Origin of the sequence: Pseudoalteromonas sp. CuT4-3, from assembly GCF_035666335.1 — a bacterium.
Classification (GTDB): domain Bacteria; phylum Pseudomonadota; class Gammaproteobacteria; order Enterobacterales; family Alteromonadaceae; genus Pseudoalteromonas; species Pseudoalteromonas atlantica.
The window spans coordinates 2,601,853-2,618,772 of the sequence record NZ_CP142030.1; the positions used below are offsets into that span (position 1 = coordinate 2,601,853).

The following is a 16,920-nucleotide window of genomic DNA, read 5'->3' on the forward strand; positions in this document are numbered from 1 at the left end:
TGTGGTTAGCTCATCTTACCCTAATCGTATTTAAAATCATCCGGAATAGGCAGTTTAGATTTAAGAGGGATGGGGCGCTTTCCGCGACCTTTTTTAAACCGTTTAAGCTGAAATACATAGGCTAAAACTTGAGCGACAGCAGTAAATAGCTGATCTGGTATCTGTTGGCCTATTTCGGCGGTATGATAAAGCGCCCTCGTAAGCATAGGAGATTCTACAATCGGTACTTCGTTACCTTTGGCTATTTTACGAATTTGCATAGCCATTTCATCTATCCCTTTGGCAAGTACAATCGGTGCACCTGCTCGCTCAGTATCGTATTTTAACGCTACAGAATAGTGAGTAGGGTTGGTTACAATTACGTCGGCATCGGGAACATCTTGCATCATTCTTCGCTGCGACATTTGCCTTTGTGTTTGCCTAATGCGCGCTTTAATTTGCGGATCACCCTCTGAGTTTTTGTACTCGTCTTTGATCTCCTGCATGGTCATTTTAAGTTGTTTGTTGTGGTTATAACTCTGATAAGGCGCATCTATTGCGGCAATAATCACCAAAGTGCACGACAATCCTAAAAACATCCACGAGAGTATTTCAAGGGCATGAATTATATTACTAGGTGCGCTTTCAATACTTAAATGCAAAATTTCATCAAAAAAAGTTTGAATCAAAAACACCGCAAAAATAGCCACCAGCGCAAACTTTAATATAGATTTTACAAGCTCTATCGCTGCTTGTGGGCCAAACATGCGTTTAAAGCCCTTCATTGGCGACATTTTACTGGGTTTAGGTGCCGCAGCTTCCCAACTAAAATTAAAGCCGCCGAGTAAGGTATTTCCTATAAATGCTGCAATAACAATAATTAAAACAAACATCGCCATAGGAAACAGCAGCGCACTGTCCACCTCACTCCATACCGCAAACATTTTAGTGGTGTCGTAGGTTTCACTGCGATTTAAAGACAGCATCCTGCCCATAATATTGTATAAGCCTTTGCCTATTTCGGGCCCATACAACAGCAACGAAATTGCAGAAAAAATAAGTACAAACATAGTACCTAGTTCTTTTGAGCGTGCTATTTGACCTTTCTTTTTAGCATCTTCGAGCTTTTTGGAGGTGGGTTCTTCTGTTTTTTCTTGTCCTGAATCTTCAGCCATTGCCCCTCCTACACCGTACAGCCAACAAGGCTACACATTAGCTCAATCATTTTTAACCACTGAAACTCAAATTGGGTTACAAAATTACCCAAGGTGGCCCAAATAATCATTAAACCGGCAACTAATGTAAACGGAAAACCTATTGAGAAAATGTTTAATTGCGGTGCTGCGCGGGTCATAATACCAAATGAAATATTAATAATGAGCATGGCCGTTAGGGGGGCTAAAGCCAATACCAATGCAGTGGTAAACATCCAGCTGCCCCACGTTACTATGTCCCAGTAATGATCAACAGCCCACCACTGGCCGTTTATAGGCAACACCGAAAAACTATGCACCACCATTTGAATCATCATTAAATGGCCATTAAAAACAAAAAATAACAAGGTCGCTAAAATTAAGTAAAACTGGCCAACTGCAGGCACACTCGCACCATTTGAAGGGTCTATAACAGAGGCAAAGCCCAAACCGGTTTGCATTGCCAGTATTTGCCCAGCAAGCACAAAGGTATTTAGCATTAGCGTAGAGGCAAACCCTATCGCAACACCTATCAACATTTGCTGAATAACCACCAGCACCATTTCAAAAGAAAATAAATTAGTAAATGTTGCAGGTGGCAGCGCTGGCACCACTAAAAACGTTACCACTACCGCCAGCCCCATTTTAATGCGGGTAGGTACGTTTTGCGCGCCTAAGCCCGCCATAATCATGATCATAGAGCTGATGCGAACTAAAGGCAGTAAAAAATCACTTAACCATTGAATAACAACAGAAAAAGGAAATTCCACAATTAGCCTGCAATTTCAGGAATGAGTAACACTAGGCGGGTAAAAAAGTCCATTAGCTCTTGAGTAAGCCAATGCCCACCTACAATAAGTGCCCCAATGGTAATTAATAAGCGCGGTAAAAAACTTAGGGTTTGTTCATTAATAGAGGTGGCAGCCTGAAACACCGCCACCACTAAACCAACAAGTAAACCAGGTACCACAATAGCTGATACCAGCTTAATAACTAAAAATAGTGCATCGCTAAGAATATCAACAAAAATTTCTGGTTCCATGTTGTACTCCTAATGTTTAAAAGTGCGAATGTAAAACATGGTTTATGTCCCTAAGCCAAAGCTTTTGGCTAACGTGCCCATTACTAAGCTCCAGCCATCGACCAGTACAAATAACATTATTTTAAAAGGCAAGGACACTATCATGGGCGAGAGCATCATCATACCCATGGCCATTAACACCGAGGCAACCACTAAATCCACAATTAAAAACGGTATAAAAAACATAAAACCAATGATAAACGCGGTTTGTAGTTCACTGGTCACAAATGCAGGTATTAACACAATAAGCGGTGTGGCCTCTGGCGAATCAAGCTGCTCATAACCTGCTATTTTGGCAAACGTTTCTAAGTCTTTTAATCGTACCTGCGAGAGCATAAAGGCCTTCATGGGCTCCTTTGCAAGCTCTAATGCTTGTACCGAAGTAACTTGTTCATTTAAATAGGGTTCTATCGCACGTTCGTTAACTTGCTGATAAATAGGCGCCATAATAAAAATACTTAAAAAAAGCGACATCCCTAATAAAACTTGGTTTGAAGGTGTTGATTGTAAACCAATGGCTTGGCGCAAAATGGCCAGTACAACAATAATACGGGTAAACGAAGTCATCATAATTATGGCGGCAGGAATAAAGCTCAGCGCCGTCATAATTGCCAGTACTTGCAAGGTTACAGAGTAATCTTGCGTCCCGTCGGCATTGGTTGTAATGGTTAGAGCGTCTATGCCCTCTGCACTGCTTGCGGCAGGTACAAATAACACAGCTAAAATAATCAGCAGCCACTTTATCATAGGGTTAATTCTTTTTATTTTGATTCGTTTGCGGGTTTAGTAGTTTGCTAAATCGCTTAGCAAGTTCTGGCAGTTCTTTTTCACTTAACGGCGTGTCTAATTTATGTAAGTAGTTAATACTGTGCGGGGTGACCCCTAATAAATGCTGTGCATTATCTATTTCAACCACCATTAAGCGCTCTCGAGAGCCAAGCGGTAAGCTTCGTACCACTTTAAATTCTTCGCTATTAGCTAAATTTGGGTTAAGTTTTTTAACAAAAAATGCCAGCACTACAATCAATACTAGCACCGCAACCAACGACAACACCATAGACAAAATGTCGGCCGTAGGTGTTAAAGTTTCTGCCTTTGTAAATACTGAGTTTGTTAAAGCAGCAAGGGAGCTCATCGTAATTTTTTGATCCGCTCTACCTGGCTAATAACATCCGTTAAACGAATACCAAATTTATCATTCACTACAACCACTTCGCCATGGGCAATGAGCGTACCATTTACTAATACATCCAGTGGTTCACCGGCTACACGGTCTAGTTCAACAACAGAGCCTTGGTTTAGCTGCAGTAAGTTACGAATATTTATTTTAGAGCGCCCTACTTCCATAGAAATAGTCACAGGAATATCTAAAATTGTATCGAGTTTACGCTTTTCGTCACCGCTAAGTTCATGTTTAGCATCACTTAGTTCATCAAGCTCTGCTACATGCGCTTCGGCGCTCTCATCACCGCCTTCGGCTTCAGCTAGGGCTGCTGCCCATTCGTCCATTGTGTCTTGATCATCGCTCATACTTTTAACCTTTTAATCAATTACCAGTCTAAGTCTACACCGTCAGAAAGGTGTAAATCATCTTCTAGTTCTGCTAATTCTGCATCTGAATCAATTTTCTTGCCGCCTTTGGTAAATACATGCAGCTCAGATTTAACTGAATCAGGGCGTTTAATTTTTTCACTAATTTGTAGCGCAACGTTATCGCGAGAACGACCCATTTTAGCTCTAAATGTAGGTAACTCCTCAACAAATACCGTAATATGCTCTGGCATTTCTACCGGTATAATATCGCCCGCTTTAAGTTCCATTATTTGTTTAAGAGACAAATCCACCTCAAGAAGTTGAGTCGACATATCAACCTCAACGTCCATAATTTCATCGCGTAAAGCTTTGCTCCAGCGCAAATCGGTGTCTTCTGTATCCGATTGTACACCCGCATCTAATAGCTCTCTAATGGGTTCAAGCATTGAATACGGCAGAGCGATGTGAAAATCGCCGCCACCGCCATCTAATTCAATATGAAAAGAGCTAATAACCACAACCTCAGTAGGGCTCACAATGTTAGCCATTGCTGGGTTTACTTCTGAATCGAGGTATTCAAACGACACGTCCATAACCGGCGCCCATGCTTCTTTGTAATCTTCAAAGATAATTTTTAGTAGCATTTGCACGATTCGACGTTCGGTAGGGGTAAATTCGCGGCCTTCAATTTTGGCATGGTAACGCCCGTCACCACCAAAAAAGTTATCTACCAAAATAAACACTAAACGTGCTTCCATGGTGATAAGGCCAGTGCCTTTTAGCGGTCTAAAACGCACCATATTTAAACTTGTTGGTACAAATAAGGTATGAATGTATTCGCCAAATTTAATCATTTGTACGCCATTAATCGACACCTCTGCGGTGCGGCGCATCATGTTAAATAAGCTTATTCGCATATGACGAGCAAACCGCTCGTTAACAATTTCCAGGGTCGGCATGCGACCACGCACGATCCGATCTTGCGAAGAAAAGTCGTACTGTAATGTACTGCCTTCGCCGTCTTCACCTTCGTGTATATCTTCCTCTTCGACTTCATCAACGCCGTGTAAGAGTGCATCAATTTCGTCTTGGGATAATAAATCGCTCACGCTAGCCCCTTATTGCATCACAAAGCCGGTAAACAATACCCGCTCAATTACTTTAGTGCCTTCAACATCATTTAGCGCAGCTTGCACTTTTTCAAGCGCAGTAAAGCGTAATGTTTCTTTGCCTGCACTGGTGCTGAGCTCATCAGCTGTAGTGGTTGAAAACACGCTTAACAAGGTGCCTTCAATCAGTGGGATGTGCTTTTTAGCGGTTTCTTCATTTACATCGCCACGCACAAGTAATTGCACTTTTATTTGTACAATTCTATCTCTGCTTGACCCAGGTACATTAAACACAAAGGGTCTTGGCATAGCAACATACAAGGCACTGCCCATTTCAGCTGAAGAGCCTGAAGGTGTAGCCGAGTCGCTTTGCGCTGCGGTTGTTGTTTCTTCATCTAATGTTTCAACGGGTGCATCATCGCCCGCCATAAAAAAATAGCCTGCACCACCGCCAACAACAAGCAGTACTGCCACTATGATTATGATCAGCTTTTTTTTGCTTTTACCGGTTTCTTCTATTTCTAAACTTGTTTCTTCGGCCATTGTGATTCCTTTTTTAGCAAAGGTACTTGCTTGTTTTAGTTATTATAATAGCAGTACTTAGGCATAGTAATCTATTGATGATGAAGTTTGTTGTCGAGAACTTTGTGGGTTAGCTCCATCTTGCTCATCATTTTTATCCTGCTGTGTATTTTTATTAGCCGTTTGACCTTGTGATTGCCCCTCGCCTTCATCGCTTTGCTCATTACCAGATTGCCCGTAAGAAATCGTACTTTCACCTAAATCAATTCCCTGCTCGGCTAACATTTCACGTAAGCGCGGCATTGATTGTTCAAGTGCTTCTTTAGCTTGCTGGTTTTGCACTACAAAATTTATTTGTGCTTGTTCAGCATCACTTCTGATACGAATTTGCATACTGCCCATTTCTGGCGGATCTAAGCGAATTTCAGCTTCTTTATTGCTAATGCTTAGCATTGAAGATACACGCTCTTGAAGCATTTTAGCTGCATCACTTTTAACAATATTAATAGCCTGCATCATGCTTGCATCTATATTTACCTGCTTAACCTGCGCGGTGCTGCTTTGTAATTGCTGCGACTGTATAGCTTGGCTCTCTAAAATAGACTGCTCATAACGAGCGTTGTCGTACTGAGTATTTATTTGTGCCTGCGTGTTATTAATGCCATCGGTTATCAACGTAAACACCTGAGCTACACGCGATAAACCAGTATTTGTTTTAGGCTCTTTAAGTAAGCTTTCCTGCTCGGCCTCTAGGGCGTTGAACTCATCTGGATTTACACCGTCCTGCTCAATACTAGAGGGTGCTTCTGCATTAATCATGGCTTTATTTTGCGGTGTATTCGCATTCATTGCAGCATTACTGGCTTGCTGCGCATTTAAAGCCGCATTTGCAGAGCTCGACACACTTTGCGCTTTGCTCTCACTAAGCTGCGTATCAAGCATAGTTTGTAAGTTGCTTATTGTTTCATTTACTTTTTTGAGCGTATCACCTGTTGGTTGCTCGTTACTCACATAGCTTTTTAATTGGCTAAGTAGCGCCTGCTTTTCATCGCTATTTAAGTTTTTTAACTGAGATTGAACTAGCTCACCGCGCGTGCTTGTCTCTTTTTCGTTTTGTACGACAAATTCTGTCAGTAATTGTTTAACGGAGCTTGCACGATTATCACCTTCACTTGGCGTGGTTTCAGTAAATGAGCTTTTAACGTGCTCGTTTAATTGTGCACGTTGCGTTTCGCTTAATGAGTTGAGTACTTTAGATGTAGTTGATAGCTCTGATTGCGTAGATGAACGAGTCAGTTCTTTGGCTAATTGCTCTATGTCTGCATCGCTTATAGGCAGCGCACTTTCAGCATTTAATACAGTGCCTGGCGCTTTTGTATTCTCAGCACCTTTACCTTCATTATTTACAGAGGCTGCACTGCTATTAGTTTTATTAATTTGTGTTTGCACCGCTTCTGCTATTGGATTTTTAGCGGCACTACTTGCTAGGCTCTCATTTTTTAAAGACGGGGCTAAATTTTCTCCAGCGCTTTGCTTAGCTGCTTTAGTTTCAAGCTCGGCGCTCATAAACGCGCTTTTTTTGCCGTTGCTATTAACATCAGCTAAAAGAGTATCATCGGCTTTAGTCGTTATGGCATCTGCTTCATCAGTTTCACCTAATTGCGAAGCTAAAAAGTTGACACTTTTATCACTCTTTTTAGCACTTAAATCGCTAAAATCATTATCGCTACTGCCGTGTTTTTTTACACTTACGTCAATCACTTGCGAGGAGTTTATTTGTGCTAAAACGCTATCGCCAGATAATAACGTATCTTGCGTGTCATCACTTGATGAAGCTGTCGATTTTTTGCTATTGGCTAGCTGCTTATCATCTGTTGGCAACAAAGAGCCTGTTTGGCTAGTAGCCTCAGAATTAGCAGGCAATACAAAGGGTTTGTCTGCATCTTGTAGCTGGCTTAAAAAAGCATCACCAGATTCGTTACCTGCAGGTAAGTTATTGTCTTTAAATGCTAAAAAAGAGTCTTTTTCAGCTGTTGCCAACATTGAAATATCGTTTATTGCCATAATTCACCTACACAGCACTGCGGCAAGTTGCCACCGCACTTTGCCAAAATTAATTACCACCTACCAATAAAGCAATAAACGCGCCAGAGTTATAAACTTTTACGGCGCTGAAAAAATTGATTAGCAGAAAACTCGTCCAGCATTTTTTGCTCACTCTTTGCCATTAACGCTGCTTCTTTTAGGTTTTGTTTTTCAATTAATTTTGCTACGGCTTTTGCTTTTACCTGCTGCTTTAACCACAAAGCTTTACGCTGTGTTACAACTTGCTTTGCGGTATTGACCGTACTGGCTTGCTGACGAATCGCTTCTTCAATTTTTGCTATAAAGGCATGGTACTGGCCAAAGCCCGCGCTTGATAAACCGGACTTTCCTTTCACATGTAATTGCTGAGAGTATTCTAATCTAAAGTTATTTAACCCTTGCAGCTTTTGTTGGTTAGCTTGTAAATTTTGATTGGCTTGTAAGTAGCTCATGCGCAGATTTTCTTCTTTGTCGTTTTCGAGCTTAAGCAGCAAATCGAGCTTATTTTTTGCCATTATGCTTGTCCTAGTAATTGGGCTAGGCCATGTAAACCATCGTCGTAACTTATGACATCGCGCATACCTTGCTGTAAAAACGCATTGACGCGCGGCATCATATTTATAGCTTGATCAAGCATTTGGTCAGCCCCTTTTTGATACGCACCTAAGGTGATCATATCTTTATTTTGCTGATACATTGAATACACTTGTTTTAATACGCGGGCCTGCTGCATATGAGGCTCAGACACCACTTGCGGCATAACACGAGAAATTGATTTTTCGATATCTATCGCGGGATAATGACCGCTATCGGCTAAATCTCGAGAAAGTACAATATGCCCATCTAAAATAGCACGTGCAGCATCGGCTATTGGGTCTTGCATATCATCGCCCTCACTAAGCACTGTAAAAAACGCAGTGATAGACCCTTGCCCTTCGCCGCCATTACCCGCTCGCTCCACCAGCGCCGGTAATTTAGCAAATACAGAAGGCGGATACCCTTTTGTTGCAGGAGGTTCGCCAACCGCTAGCGCTATTTCGCGTTGCGCCATGGCGTAACGGGTTACTGAATCAAGCAATAACAATACGTTTAAACCTTGATCACGAAAGTACTCAGCAATGGTCACCGCACTTTCACAGCCTTTTAAGCGCATAAGGGGCGATGCATCAGCAGGAGCAGCTACCACAACAGAGCGTTTGCGCCCTTCTACACCGAGTATCTCTTCAATAAATTCTTTTACCTCACGGCCACGCTCACCCACTAGGCCAACCACAATAACATCGGCTTCACTGCCGCGGGTCATCATACCTAAGAGGACCGATTTACCTACACCAGAGCCTGCAAACAAGCCCATACGCTGGCCTTGCCCTACAGTAATAACTGAGTTTATAGCCCGTACACCTACATCCATAGGTTGGCTGATTGGTCTTCTAGCGAGGGGGTTTATGGGGTTTTGTGCAAACTTTAAATAGTGTTCGGCGTTAATTTTCCCCAGGCCGTCAAGCGGGCGGCCTAAGCCATCCACAACGCGGCCCAGAAGGCTCATACCTACGGGCAAGCCGGTATCATTTACTTGTGGAATAACACGCGCACCGGGTAACACACCGGAAATGTGGTCATTAGGCATTAAGTAAAGGGTTTGCTCACTAAAACCCACTACCTCAGCATCTACAAAGCCCGACATAGTTTCTATTTTGCATTGGCTGCCTACAGGCGCACGTAGCCCTTTCGCCTCAAGGGTTAAACCGACTACGCGGGTTAAAATACCCGCTACAGCAGGTTTAAACGCTGCAATATGTTGTTGGTATTGATTTAAGCGTTCGCTTAGAGGTGCACGTTGAGCTGCCATAACACGCCACAAAAAAGATTAGATACCGCTATTATGCAAAAAGCTATCCAACGTTTCTTTGACACGGGTTTTTAGGGTCATATCTAAAGACGATTGTGGCGTTTTAACTTCGCAACCGCCGCGCTCGAGTGTGGGTTCTGCAATTAGCTGCCAATTATTATCTGCAATAGTTTGCTCACCATAGCTTTGCTTTACCAGCTCTAGGTCATCTGGGTTTAAATGCACTCGAACTTTTTCTTGCTCAGTATTTAATGCATCTATGCTTTTTTTAAGCGTATGTAAAATAACATCGGGCGATGTTTTAATTTCTTGATAGGTTATAGCTTCTGCTAACATAACCGCTAATTGCACTAAGTGCTTTTCTGCCAGTTCGTCCACTTTATCAAGCGGAGCGCTGAGGTTGTCGATTATGCTACGCAAGCTGGTTAACTGCTCTTCTATTAACGGCTTTACGTCTTCTTGGCCTTGTGTTTTACCAAGCTCTACGCCTTCTTTATAGCCTGCTTCTTTGCCCTCACCAACCCCTTTTTCAAAGCCATCTATGTAGCCTTGTTCGTGCCCTTGCTTTAAGCCTTCCTCATAAGCATCTTGCCTAATGCGCTCAAGCTCAGCCATAGTTAACGAAGGCAGTTCAGGCTCTTGCGGCTGAGTGTCTTCTACAGCTTCTTCTTCAACTTCTTTTTTATACAAATCAGAAAGTGGTGTGCCAAAAGCCGTTGAACGATTGCCAAAACTGCGCTCATCAGGAGCAACATCAGGTATTGGCCAGTTTTTTAAAAGCTCATCAGCTTCATCTGCATGTAAAGGGCGACCTTTTAATTTAGACATAGCTTACAGGAACTCCTCGCCACCGCCGCCGCCTAACTGAATCTCACCCGAGTCAGATAGACGCCTTGCTGTAGAAAGCACTTCTTTTTGGGCAGCTTCTACTTCACTTATTCTAACTGGTGCCATTGCTTCTAAGTCATCGGCAAGCATTTCGGCTGCACGTTTAGACATATTACCCAAAATTTTATCTTTAAGCGCTTCGTCAGTCCCTTTAATTGCTTTCATTAGTACGTCTTGCTGTACTTCACGCAATATGGCTTGAATACCGCGGTCATCCACATCCATAAGGTTTTCAAACACAAACATAAGATCTTGAATTTGCTGAGACATTTCTTCATCGTGTTCACGAATAGAGTCCATCAACTGCCCTTCTACATTTGTATCTAGGTAGTTCATTATATCTGCCGCGGCTTTTAAGCCACCCATTTTAGCGGCTTGTGCGCCTGCTTGGCCGGCAAATTGTTTTTCCATAATTTCGTTAAGTTCTTGCAATGCTGCAGGTTGCACTTCTTCAAGGTTCGCAATACGCATAGTTAAATCTAGGCGCACTTTTTCAGGAAATTGCGCTAGGATTTCTGCAGATTGCTCAGGCTCTAAATACGATAAAACAATAGTTTGAATTTGCGGGTGCTCATTACGAATAATATTGGCAACTTGCTTTGAGTCCATCCATTTAAGTGAATCTAAGCCTTTTGCGCCCGAGCCCATTACAATTTGGTCTATCAAACTAGCTGCTTTATCTTCACCTAATGCGGCGGTAAGCGCCTTTTTAATAAAGTCTTCTGACTGGAAGCCAATTGTACTAAAGCTTTGTATTTGTTCTATAAATAAATTGTGAACTGCGCTTATTTTAGATTGTGACAAGTCATCTAGCGCAGCCATTGCCATACCCACTTTTTGCACTTGCTTAGGCTCTAAGTGTTTAAGTATTTGCGCTGCGTCTTCTTCAGATAAGCTCAATAAAAGAATCGCGGCTTTATCTACGCCATCTAACTTGTCAACATCAAACGCTGGCGGGAGTTGTTTTTGTTCTTGATCAGTCATCTTCTGTTAACCACGCTTTCACTACTTGTGATGAGAGTTCAGGTTCGTTCGCTACAAGTGCTCTTACCGCTTTAAGCAAATCTTCGTCGCCATGTAAATCTGGCAGCTGTAGTGTACCATCGCTTGAGAAGCCTACAGAAGCAGAATCAAAGTCTTTATTTAGCATATCTAGCGTGCTATCGCCAATATCCACCCCAGAGCTTAATGCATCTTCATCGTACTCTTCGAGCGTATCATCTGGATATATTAAGCGTTTAAGCATAGGCTTAACAACTGCCATAATAAGCACAATAATAACCAGCGCACCCAGTACTAAGCGGACGATTTTCATAAACCAGTCCTGCTCCCACAGCGGTACTTCTAAATCTAAATCAACTGCTTCGCGTACAAATGGCACGGTTACCACCTCTAATGCATCGCCACGTTGCATATCAAAACCTACCCCACCTTGTAATAGGCGACGTATATTTGACAAAGCCTCTACCGAGCGCGGCGCCATGGTTGTTTCGCCGTTTTCACCTACTTTTGGCACATAATCAACGGCAACCGAGACGCTAATTCTGCGAATAACCCCTGTTTGTTGGCGCTTATGCGAAATGGTGGTATCTAGCTCAAAGTTACGTGTAGCCTCTTTATGCACTCGGCTTGGGTTCGTTGCTGTACCAGCATTGCCTTGACCTGCCACTTCTGGAATAGTTGAATTCATAGGTGGCTGATTAGTAAGTGCCCCAGGGATACCTACCGCTAAGCCACCAATGTTGTTCTCTTCAAATGTGGTTTCGCTTCTTACTGCTGGTAAGTCTGGGTTGTAGCGCTTTTGTGTTTCTTCTACTGAGCTAAAGTCCATGTTTAAATCAACTTGCGCCGTGTAGTTACCCAAGCCGACTACAGGAATAAGAATACTGTCTATTTTTTCTAAATACTCTTGTTCACGCTTTCTTTCAATGTCGTACTCTTTACGAGAGCGTGCTGCTAATGAGTCTTGCGAGCCTGAATTAAGTAAGCGGCCGTTTTGATCTGTTACCGTAACACGTGAAGGCTCAAGCCCTTGTACTGCAGAGGCAATCATATCAACCACTGAGTCAATCTCTTCGCCATCAAGCATTCTGCCGCGCTTAAGAGTCAATACCACTGTGGCTGATGGCTTTTTCTCTCTGCGTGCAAATACGTTTTCTTTTGGAATGGCTAATAAAACTTTAGCGCGTGTTACGTTGTTTAATTCTTCTATGGTGCGGGCAAGTTGTTGTTCGCGGCCGTGTTTTAAGCGTTCACGCTCTAATCGTTGGCTAACACCAAAGCCCATATCTTGCATTATGATGTCGGTGCCTGAAGTAGGACCTTGCTCAAGGCCTTCACGGGCCATCAGCAATTTAATGTTTTGATACTCGCTTTCATCAACCGAAATCACGTTGCCGTCTAGTTCGTAGTCAATTTTTTGTGCATCTAAAAAATCAAGGGTTTGGATCAGCTCTTCTGTTGGCATTTTACCCAGCGGACGCATGTCTGGCTGACGTGCCCAAATAATCACAAATATGGCAATAGCTAAACAAATAGCCAGCGCAATAATAAGGGTGACTTGGCGAAGCACATCAACACCATTTAAGGCGCTTAAGTAGCCCGACTTTTGTTCTTGTTGCTCGTTATCTTCGCTTTGGTCAATACCGCCGCCAGCAAGAGCAAGATCTGTTGATTGATTAGATTGCGCCACAATAATTCTCCACTACCTACTTAAACAGGCATGTTCATAATTTCTTGGTATGACTCAACAAGTTTATTTCTTACTTGTACTGTAGCCTCAAATGCCACTGACGATTTTTGTGAGGCAATCATTGCCTCAGCAAGCGATACACTTCTATCACCCATTTCAACAGCCACTACTTTTTGTTTAGCATCTTGTTGTAAGCCATTAACCGTGTTTAATGCATCACTTAGTAAGTCACCAAATTGAGCAGACGATGTTGGCTGAGCTTGAGTAGGTAGCTTATTGATTTGATTTGTATGGCCTGCTTCTAAAGCCATTGATTGCATTTCTTGAAATAGCGCGCTGTTTTGAATTTTCATAATTTTCTCTGGCAAATGCAGTTAACGTTCATAAAGGGAATAAAGCACAAAGTGTGCCATAAAAATAAACCCTTAATTACATGAGGTTAACTATTATTTTGAGAGTCAGAGATTTGACAACCCTAAACTAAGCGTGGTTAGTTTAGGGTTATATAGAAGAAAGGGATAAAGTTATGCGGGCAGCGAAATACCTAAATCGCGCATTTGCGCTAGTTTATAACGTAAAGTACGCGGACTGATCCCAAGTGTTTGTGCAACATCTTTACGTTTGCCTTGGCAGCGCGCTAGGGTTTCTAATATTATTTTATGCTCTTTATCTTTTAGCTCATCTTTATAGCTGCCAGTATCAACACTAGGCAGAGAGCTACTCGCCTCTGCAGGCGTTATTTTGTCATCATAATACGCGCCACTGGGAGTGTTCGCTGGTTCAGCCGCTACCTCCTGTTTAGGCGTACTGTTAATTGGCGCTTGCACTAAGTTTTCAATAAAAATAGCCTGTTCGCCAATTACATTGCCCGTTCGCAAAATAAGCGCACGTTGAATTACGTTATCAAGCTCGCGTACATTACCAGGCCATGCATGGCTTAGTAATTTTTGCTCAGCGGCACTATCAAGCGTTGCTAGCGGCTCTTTACTTTTAACTAAATGGCGCTCTATTAAATGCTTAGCCAATACAATTATATCCCCTGGACGCTCACAGAGCGGTCGCCACATTAGGGGGAATACATTTAAGCGATAATATAAGTCTTCTCTAAATTGGTTATCTGCAACGGCTTCTTTTAGGTCGCGGTTACTGGTGGCGAGTACTCTTACATCGAGTGAAATTGTTTTACGGGCACCTAAACGCTCAACTTCACGCTCTTGCAATACCCGTAATAGCTTAGCTTGCAGCCCTAAGTCCATTTCGGTTATTTCATCAAGTAATATGGTGCCGCCTTGGGCTTGTTCAAACTTACCTGGGCATGCTTGTATTGCACCGGTAAACGCGCCTTTTTCGTAGCCAAATAAAGTGGCTTCAAGCATGTTTTCGGGAATAGCCGCACAGTTTATTGCCACAAAAGGCGCATCGCATCGGTTTGATTTATCGTGAATGTATCGCGCTAACACTTCTTTACCAGAGCCACTAGGGCCTAGCACCATAACACTTGCATCTGAGCGCGCCACTTTGCTCGCCAGTTCTAAAAGCGCAATACTGCTAGGGTCGGCAACAATTGGGCCGTCAGTGTCTTTTGGTTTTTCGGGTAAATACCGACTAACCATATTTAAAAGCACCTCAGGGGCAAATGGTTTAGCCATATAATCAATTGCGCCTAAGCGCATTGCCTCTACTGCATCATCAATCGTTGCATAGGCAGTCATCATTAATACGGGGAGATCTGGGTAGTTAAGCTTAATGCTTCTAAGTAAATCTAGGCCGCTCATCGCGCCCATTTGCACGTCGCTGACCACTAATGAAAACTCAGATTTTTTTAATTGGATCATGGCTTGCTCAGCACTATCGGCTGCAACACAGGCAATACCCGACATCTCTAACGTGTCTATGAGTGCTTCTCTTAAACCTGCATCATCTTCAACCACTAGTATTGTATTACTCATGCTGTTTTCTCCTGCGTTGAGGCCGTGCATATGGGCAGCAATAGACTAAAACATGCACCACCATTGGCATTATTAACCACTTCAACACGTCCTTGATGCGCATTAGCCACAGAGCTTACAACAGCAAGCCCAAGCCCTGTACCTTGGCTTTTTGTGGTATAAAACGGTTCAAAAATTTTCTCTATTTGGCTCAAGTCTACACCAGGGCCGTTATCGCATACGCTAATACGCACGGTATCGGGTTCGCTGCTATCGCGCTGCGCTTTTAATGTCACCTGGGCTTGGCTGCCAATAATTTGAATACTATTGTGAATAAGGTTTTGAATAGCACTGGCCAGCGCGGTTTTATTACCGGTAATTTCTATGTCTGGTTCTGGTAGCTCAACAACAAGTGAGCTGTTATTTAAGGCCACCATTGCATCGGCACCTAGTTTTACCTCGTTTAAAAGCTGCTGCATAGAAACCTGTTCAACCACTTGTTGCTCGCCGCTTTTAGCAAAAAGCAGCATATCGTTAACTTGGGTTTCTAAGTCTTTTAATCGCGACATTAATTTAGTTTGAAAGTTATCCCGTGATGACTCTGGTAGCTTTTTAGAGCCCAAATTAGCCGCGTATAACATAGCCGCCGAAAGCGGTGTACGCACTTGGTGCGCAAGCGATGCCACCATTTTACCAAGCGCACTCAAACGTTGCATATGGGCTACGCGCTTTTGCAAACGGCGCGTTTCTGTTAAATCTGTCATTAATATTAATTGCCCAGGCTCTGGCGCTAGCGCAGTAATATCAAGCTTTATAAGTCGCCCATCTTTAAGCGACACTTCGTGCCCATCATCTTGGTGGGGACGAAAAGAGCGCTGAATAATGTTAAACCACTTCTCTCCTTCGAGCGGCTCGCCTAACATATCAATCGCTATTTGATTGGCTTTTGCAATAAGCCCTTTGCCATCAAGCACTACAACACCCGCAGGCATGGTATCAACTAAATGCGACAGCCAACTTGCCTGCTGTCTTAAATCACTTAATTCACCAATGTACTCTTCTTGAAGTAAACATGGGTTATACTGCTTTGCAGTAATAAACTGTGGTTTAAGTACACTCGCAAGGGCCATAATCAAATCTCTTAATGATGTAGATATAGGGCTAAATGCACAATTTATACCAATATTATTTTATATATTTTTCATTTAGTTACCTTACAATATCGCGTAACAAAAAAATGACGCACACTAAAAGGAATAATAATGAGTGAGCAAAATAAATGCCGTTGTGCATGGCTCGACGCCACAAAGCCTGATTATGTGAAATACCATGATGAAGAATGGGGAGTCCCCCTTTATGACGACACGAAATTATTTGAATTTATTACTCTCGAGTCGGCGCAAGCGGGCTTAAGTTGGTACACCATTTTAAAAAAGCGCGCAGGCTATAAAAAAGCATTTACTAATTTTAATGTGCAAAAAGTGGCTAACTTTACAGCCGATGATATAGAACGGCTAATGCAAGATGAGAGCATAGTGCGTAACCGCTTAAAAATTGCTGCCACCGTTAATAATGCTCAACGGTTTATTGAGATTCAAAAAGAATTTGGCAGCTTTAGTAATTACCAATGGCGATTTGTGGGCAATAAACCAATTATTAGTGATTTAAATAGTGTTGAAGACACCCCTGCAATTACCGAGGAGTCAAAAGCGTTTGCAAAGGATTTAAAAAAACGAGGTTTTAAATTTTTGGGCCCTACAACGGTATACGCACATATGCAGGCCTGTGGCATGGTAAACGATCATAGTAATGATTGTTTTAGAAAAGAAGAAATTATAAAGGCTTTTGGTGAATAAGTGATTTATCACCATAAAAGTGATCTGTTCTTAAAAAGGTGAAGAGACGCTTCGCTTTAGAGAAGTAACGTGTAAGTTAATTGTGGTTTCTCATTTGATCTCGTTTTTTGGGTGGGCTAAGTAATTAAAAGCTGCGCTTTTTACGCGAGCAAGCTTCGCGTCTACCGCCAAAGTTTACGTTTTTCTTATAGCGCGAAGCTTGCTT

General features: G+C 42.5%; 18 protein-coding genes. 1 reads left to right on the top strand and 17 read right to left on the bottom strand.

Annotation, left to right across the window (positions count from 1 at the left end):
* Positions 1-20: 20 nt before the first annotated feature.
* The 17 genes from flhB to VOI46_RS12050 all read right to left on the bottom strand — a co-directional run bounded on the left by flhB (position 21) and on the right by VOI46_RS12050 (position 15,989).
* Entirely contained in the window at positions 21-1,154 is a 1,134-nt protein-coding gene (gene flhB, locus VOI46_RS11970; protein ID WP_324738032.1) for a flagellar biosynthesis protein FlhB, read from the bottom strand.
* Positions 1,155-1,162: 8 nt separating this feature from the next.
* Complete coding sequence (gene fliR, locus VOI46_RS11975) at positions 1,163-1,942, bottom strand: flagellar biosynthetic protein FliR (protein WP_004588302.1); 780 nt, start codon at positions 1,940-1,942, stop codon at positions 1,163-1,165.
* A 2-nt stretch (positions 1,943-1,944) separates the two neighbouring features.
* Positions 1,945-2,214 (bottom strand): flagellar biosynthesis protein FliQ, encoded by a 270-nt coding sequence (gene fliQ / locus VOI46_RS11980; protein ID WP_004588301.1) that lies wholly within the window; start codon positions 2,212-2,214, stop codon positions 1,945-1,947.
* Between the two features lie 42 nt (positions 2,215-2,256).
* Positions 2,257-3,000 (bottom strand): flagellar type III secretion system pore protein FliP, encoded by a 744-nt coding sequence (gene fliP / locus VOI46_RS11985; protein ID WP_004588300.1) that lies wholly within the window; start codon positions 2,998-3,000, stop codon positions 2,257-2,259.
* A 4-nt stretch (positions 3,001-3,004) separates the two neighbouring features.
* Positions 3,005-3,388, bottom strand: coding sequence for a flagellar biosynthetic protein FliO (fliO, locus tag VOI46_RS11990; RefSeq protein WP_004588299.1), 384 nt, complete (start codon positions 3,386-3,388; stop codon positions 3,005-3,007).
* Positions 3,385-3,783 carry a flagellar motor switch protein FliN gene (gene fliN, locus VOI46_RS11995; RefSeq protein ID WP_004588298.1) on the bottom strand — a complete coding sequence of 133 codons (399 nt, stop codon included), beginning with the start codon at positions 3,781-3,783 and terminating at the stop codon, positions 3,385-3,387. The genes fliO and fliN overlap by 4 nt, the downstream gene beginning before the upstream one ends.
* Before the next feature lie 20 nt (positions 3,784-3,803).
* Positions 3,804-4,895: a flagellar motor switch protein FliM gene (fliM, locus tag VOI46_RS12000; RefSeq protein ID WP_004588297.1), complete on the bottom strand. Its 1,092-nt coding sequence runs from the start codon at positions 4,893-4,895 to the stop codon at positions 3,804-3,806.
* A gap of 9 nt (positions 4,896-4,904) precedes the next feature.
* On the bottom strand, positions 4,905-5,438 hold the full coding sequence (gene fliL, locus VOI46_RS12005; RefSeq protein WP_004588296.1) for a flagellar basal body-associated protein FliL: 534 nt from the start codon (positions 5,436-5,438) through the stop codon (positions 4,905-4,907).
* Positions 5,439-5,495: 57 nt separating this feature from the next.
* Entirely contained in the window at positions 5,496-7,481 is a 1,986-nt protein-coding gene (locus tag VOI46_RS12010; RefSeq protein WP_324738033.1) for a flagellar hook-length control protein FliK, read from the bottom strand.
* Between the two features lie 89 nt (positions 7,482-7,570).
* Entirely contained in the window at positions 7,571-8,017 is a 447-nt protein-coding gene (gene fliJ, locus VOI46_RS12015; protein WP_324738034.1) for a flagellar export protein FliJ, read from the bottom strand.
* Positions 8,017-9,351 (bottom strand): flagellar protein export ATPase FliI, encoded by a 1,335-nt coding sequence (fliI, locus tag VOI46_RS12020; RefSeq protein ID WP_054982998.1) that lies wholly within the window; start codon positions 9,349-9,351, stop codon positions 8,017-8,019. The genes fliJ and fliI overlap by 1 nt, the downstream gene beginning before the upstream one ends.
* 18 nt (positions 9,352-9,369) lie before the next feature.
* Entirely contained in the window at positions 9,370-10,179 is an 810-nt protein-coding gene (gene fliH / locus VOI46_RS12025) for a flagellar assembly protein FliH (protein WP_064386715.1), read from the bottom strand.
* Between the two features lie 3 nt (positions 10,180-10,182).
* On the bottom strand, positions 10,183-11,223 hold the full coding sequence (gene fliG / locus VOI46_RS12030; RefSeq protein WP_004588291.1) for a flagellar motor switch protein FliG: 1,041 nt from the start codon (positions 11,221-11,223) through the stop codon (positions 10,183-10,185).
* On the bottom strand, positions 11,216-12,931 hold the full coding sequence (gene fliF, locus VOI46_RS12035) for a flagellar basal-body MS-ring/collar protein FliF (protein ID WP_004588290.1): 1,716 nt from the start codon (positions 12,929-12,931) through the stop codon (positions 11,216-11,218). The genes fliG and fliF overlap by 8 nt, the downstream gene beginning before the upstream one ends.
* Positions 12,932-12,951: 20 nt before the next feature.
* On the bottom strand, positions 12,952-13,284 hold the full coding sequence (gene fliE, locus VOI46_RS12040) for a flagellar hook-basal body complex protein FliE (protein ID WP_004588289.1): 333 nt from the start codon (positions 13,282-13,284) through the stop codon (positions 12,952-12,954).
* A gap of 171 nt (positions 13,285-13,455) precedes the next feature.
* The gene (locus tag VOI46_RS12045) at positions 13,456-14,880 is read right to left on the bottom strand and encodes a sigma-54 dependent transcriptional regulator (RefSeq protein WP_324738035.1); all 1,425 of its coding nucleotides are present in this window, start codon (positions 14,878-14,880) and stop codon (positions 13,456-13,458) included.
* Positions 14,877-15,989: an ATP-binding protein gene (locus VOI46_RS12050; RefSeq protein ID WP_324738036.1), complete on the bottom strand. Its 1,113-nt coding sequence runs from the start codon at positions 15,987-15,989 to the stop codon at positions 14,877-14,879. Before VOI46_RS12050 ends, VOI46_RS12045 begins: the two co-directional genes overlap by 4 nt.
* 132 nt (positions 15,990-16,121) lie before the next feature.
* On the opposite strand from VOI46_RS12050, the gene VOI46_RS12055 reads away from it, so the two are divergent.
* The gene (locus VOI46_RS12055) at positions 16,122-16,715 is read left to right on the top strand and encodes a DNA-3-methyladenine glycosylase I (protein ID WP_324738037.1); all 594 of its coding nucleotides are present in this window, start codon (positions 16,122-16,124) and stop codon (positions 16,713-16,715) included.
* Positions 16,716-16,920 lie beyond the last annotated feature (205 nt).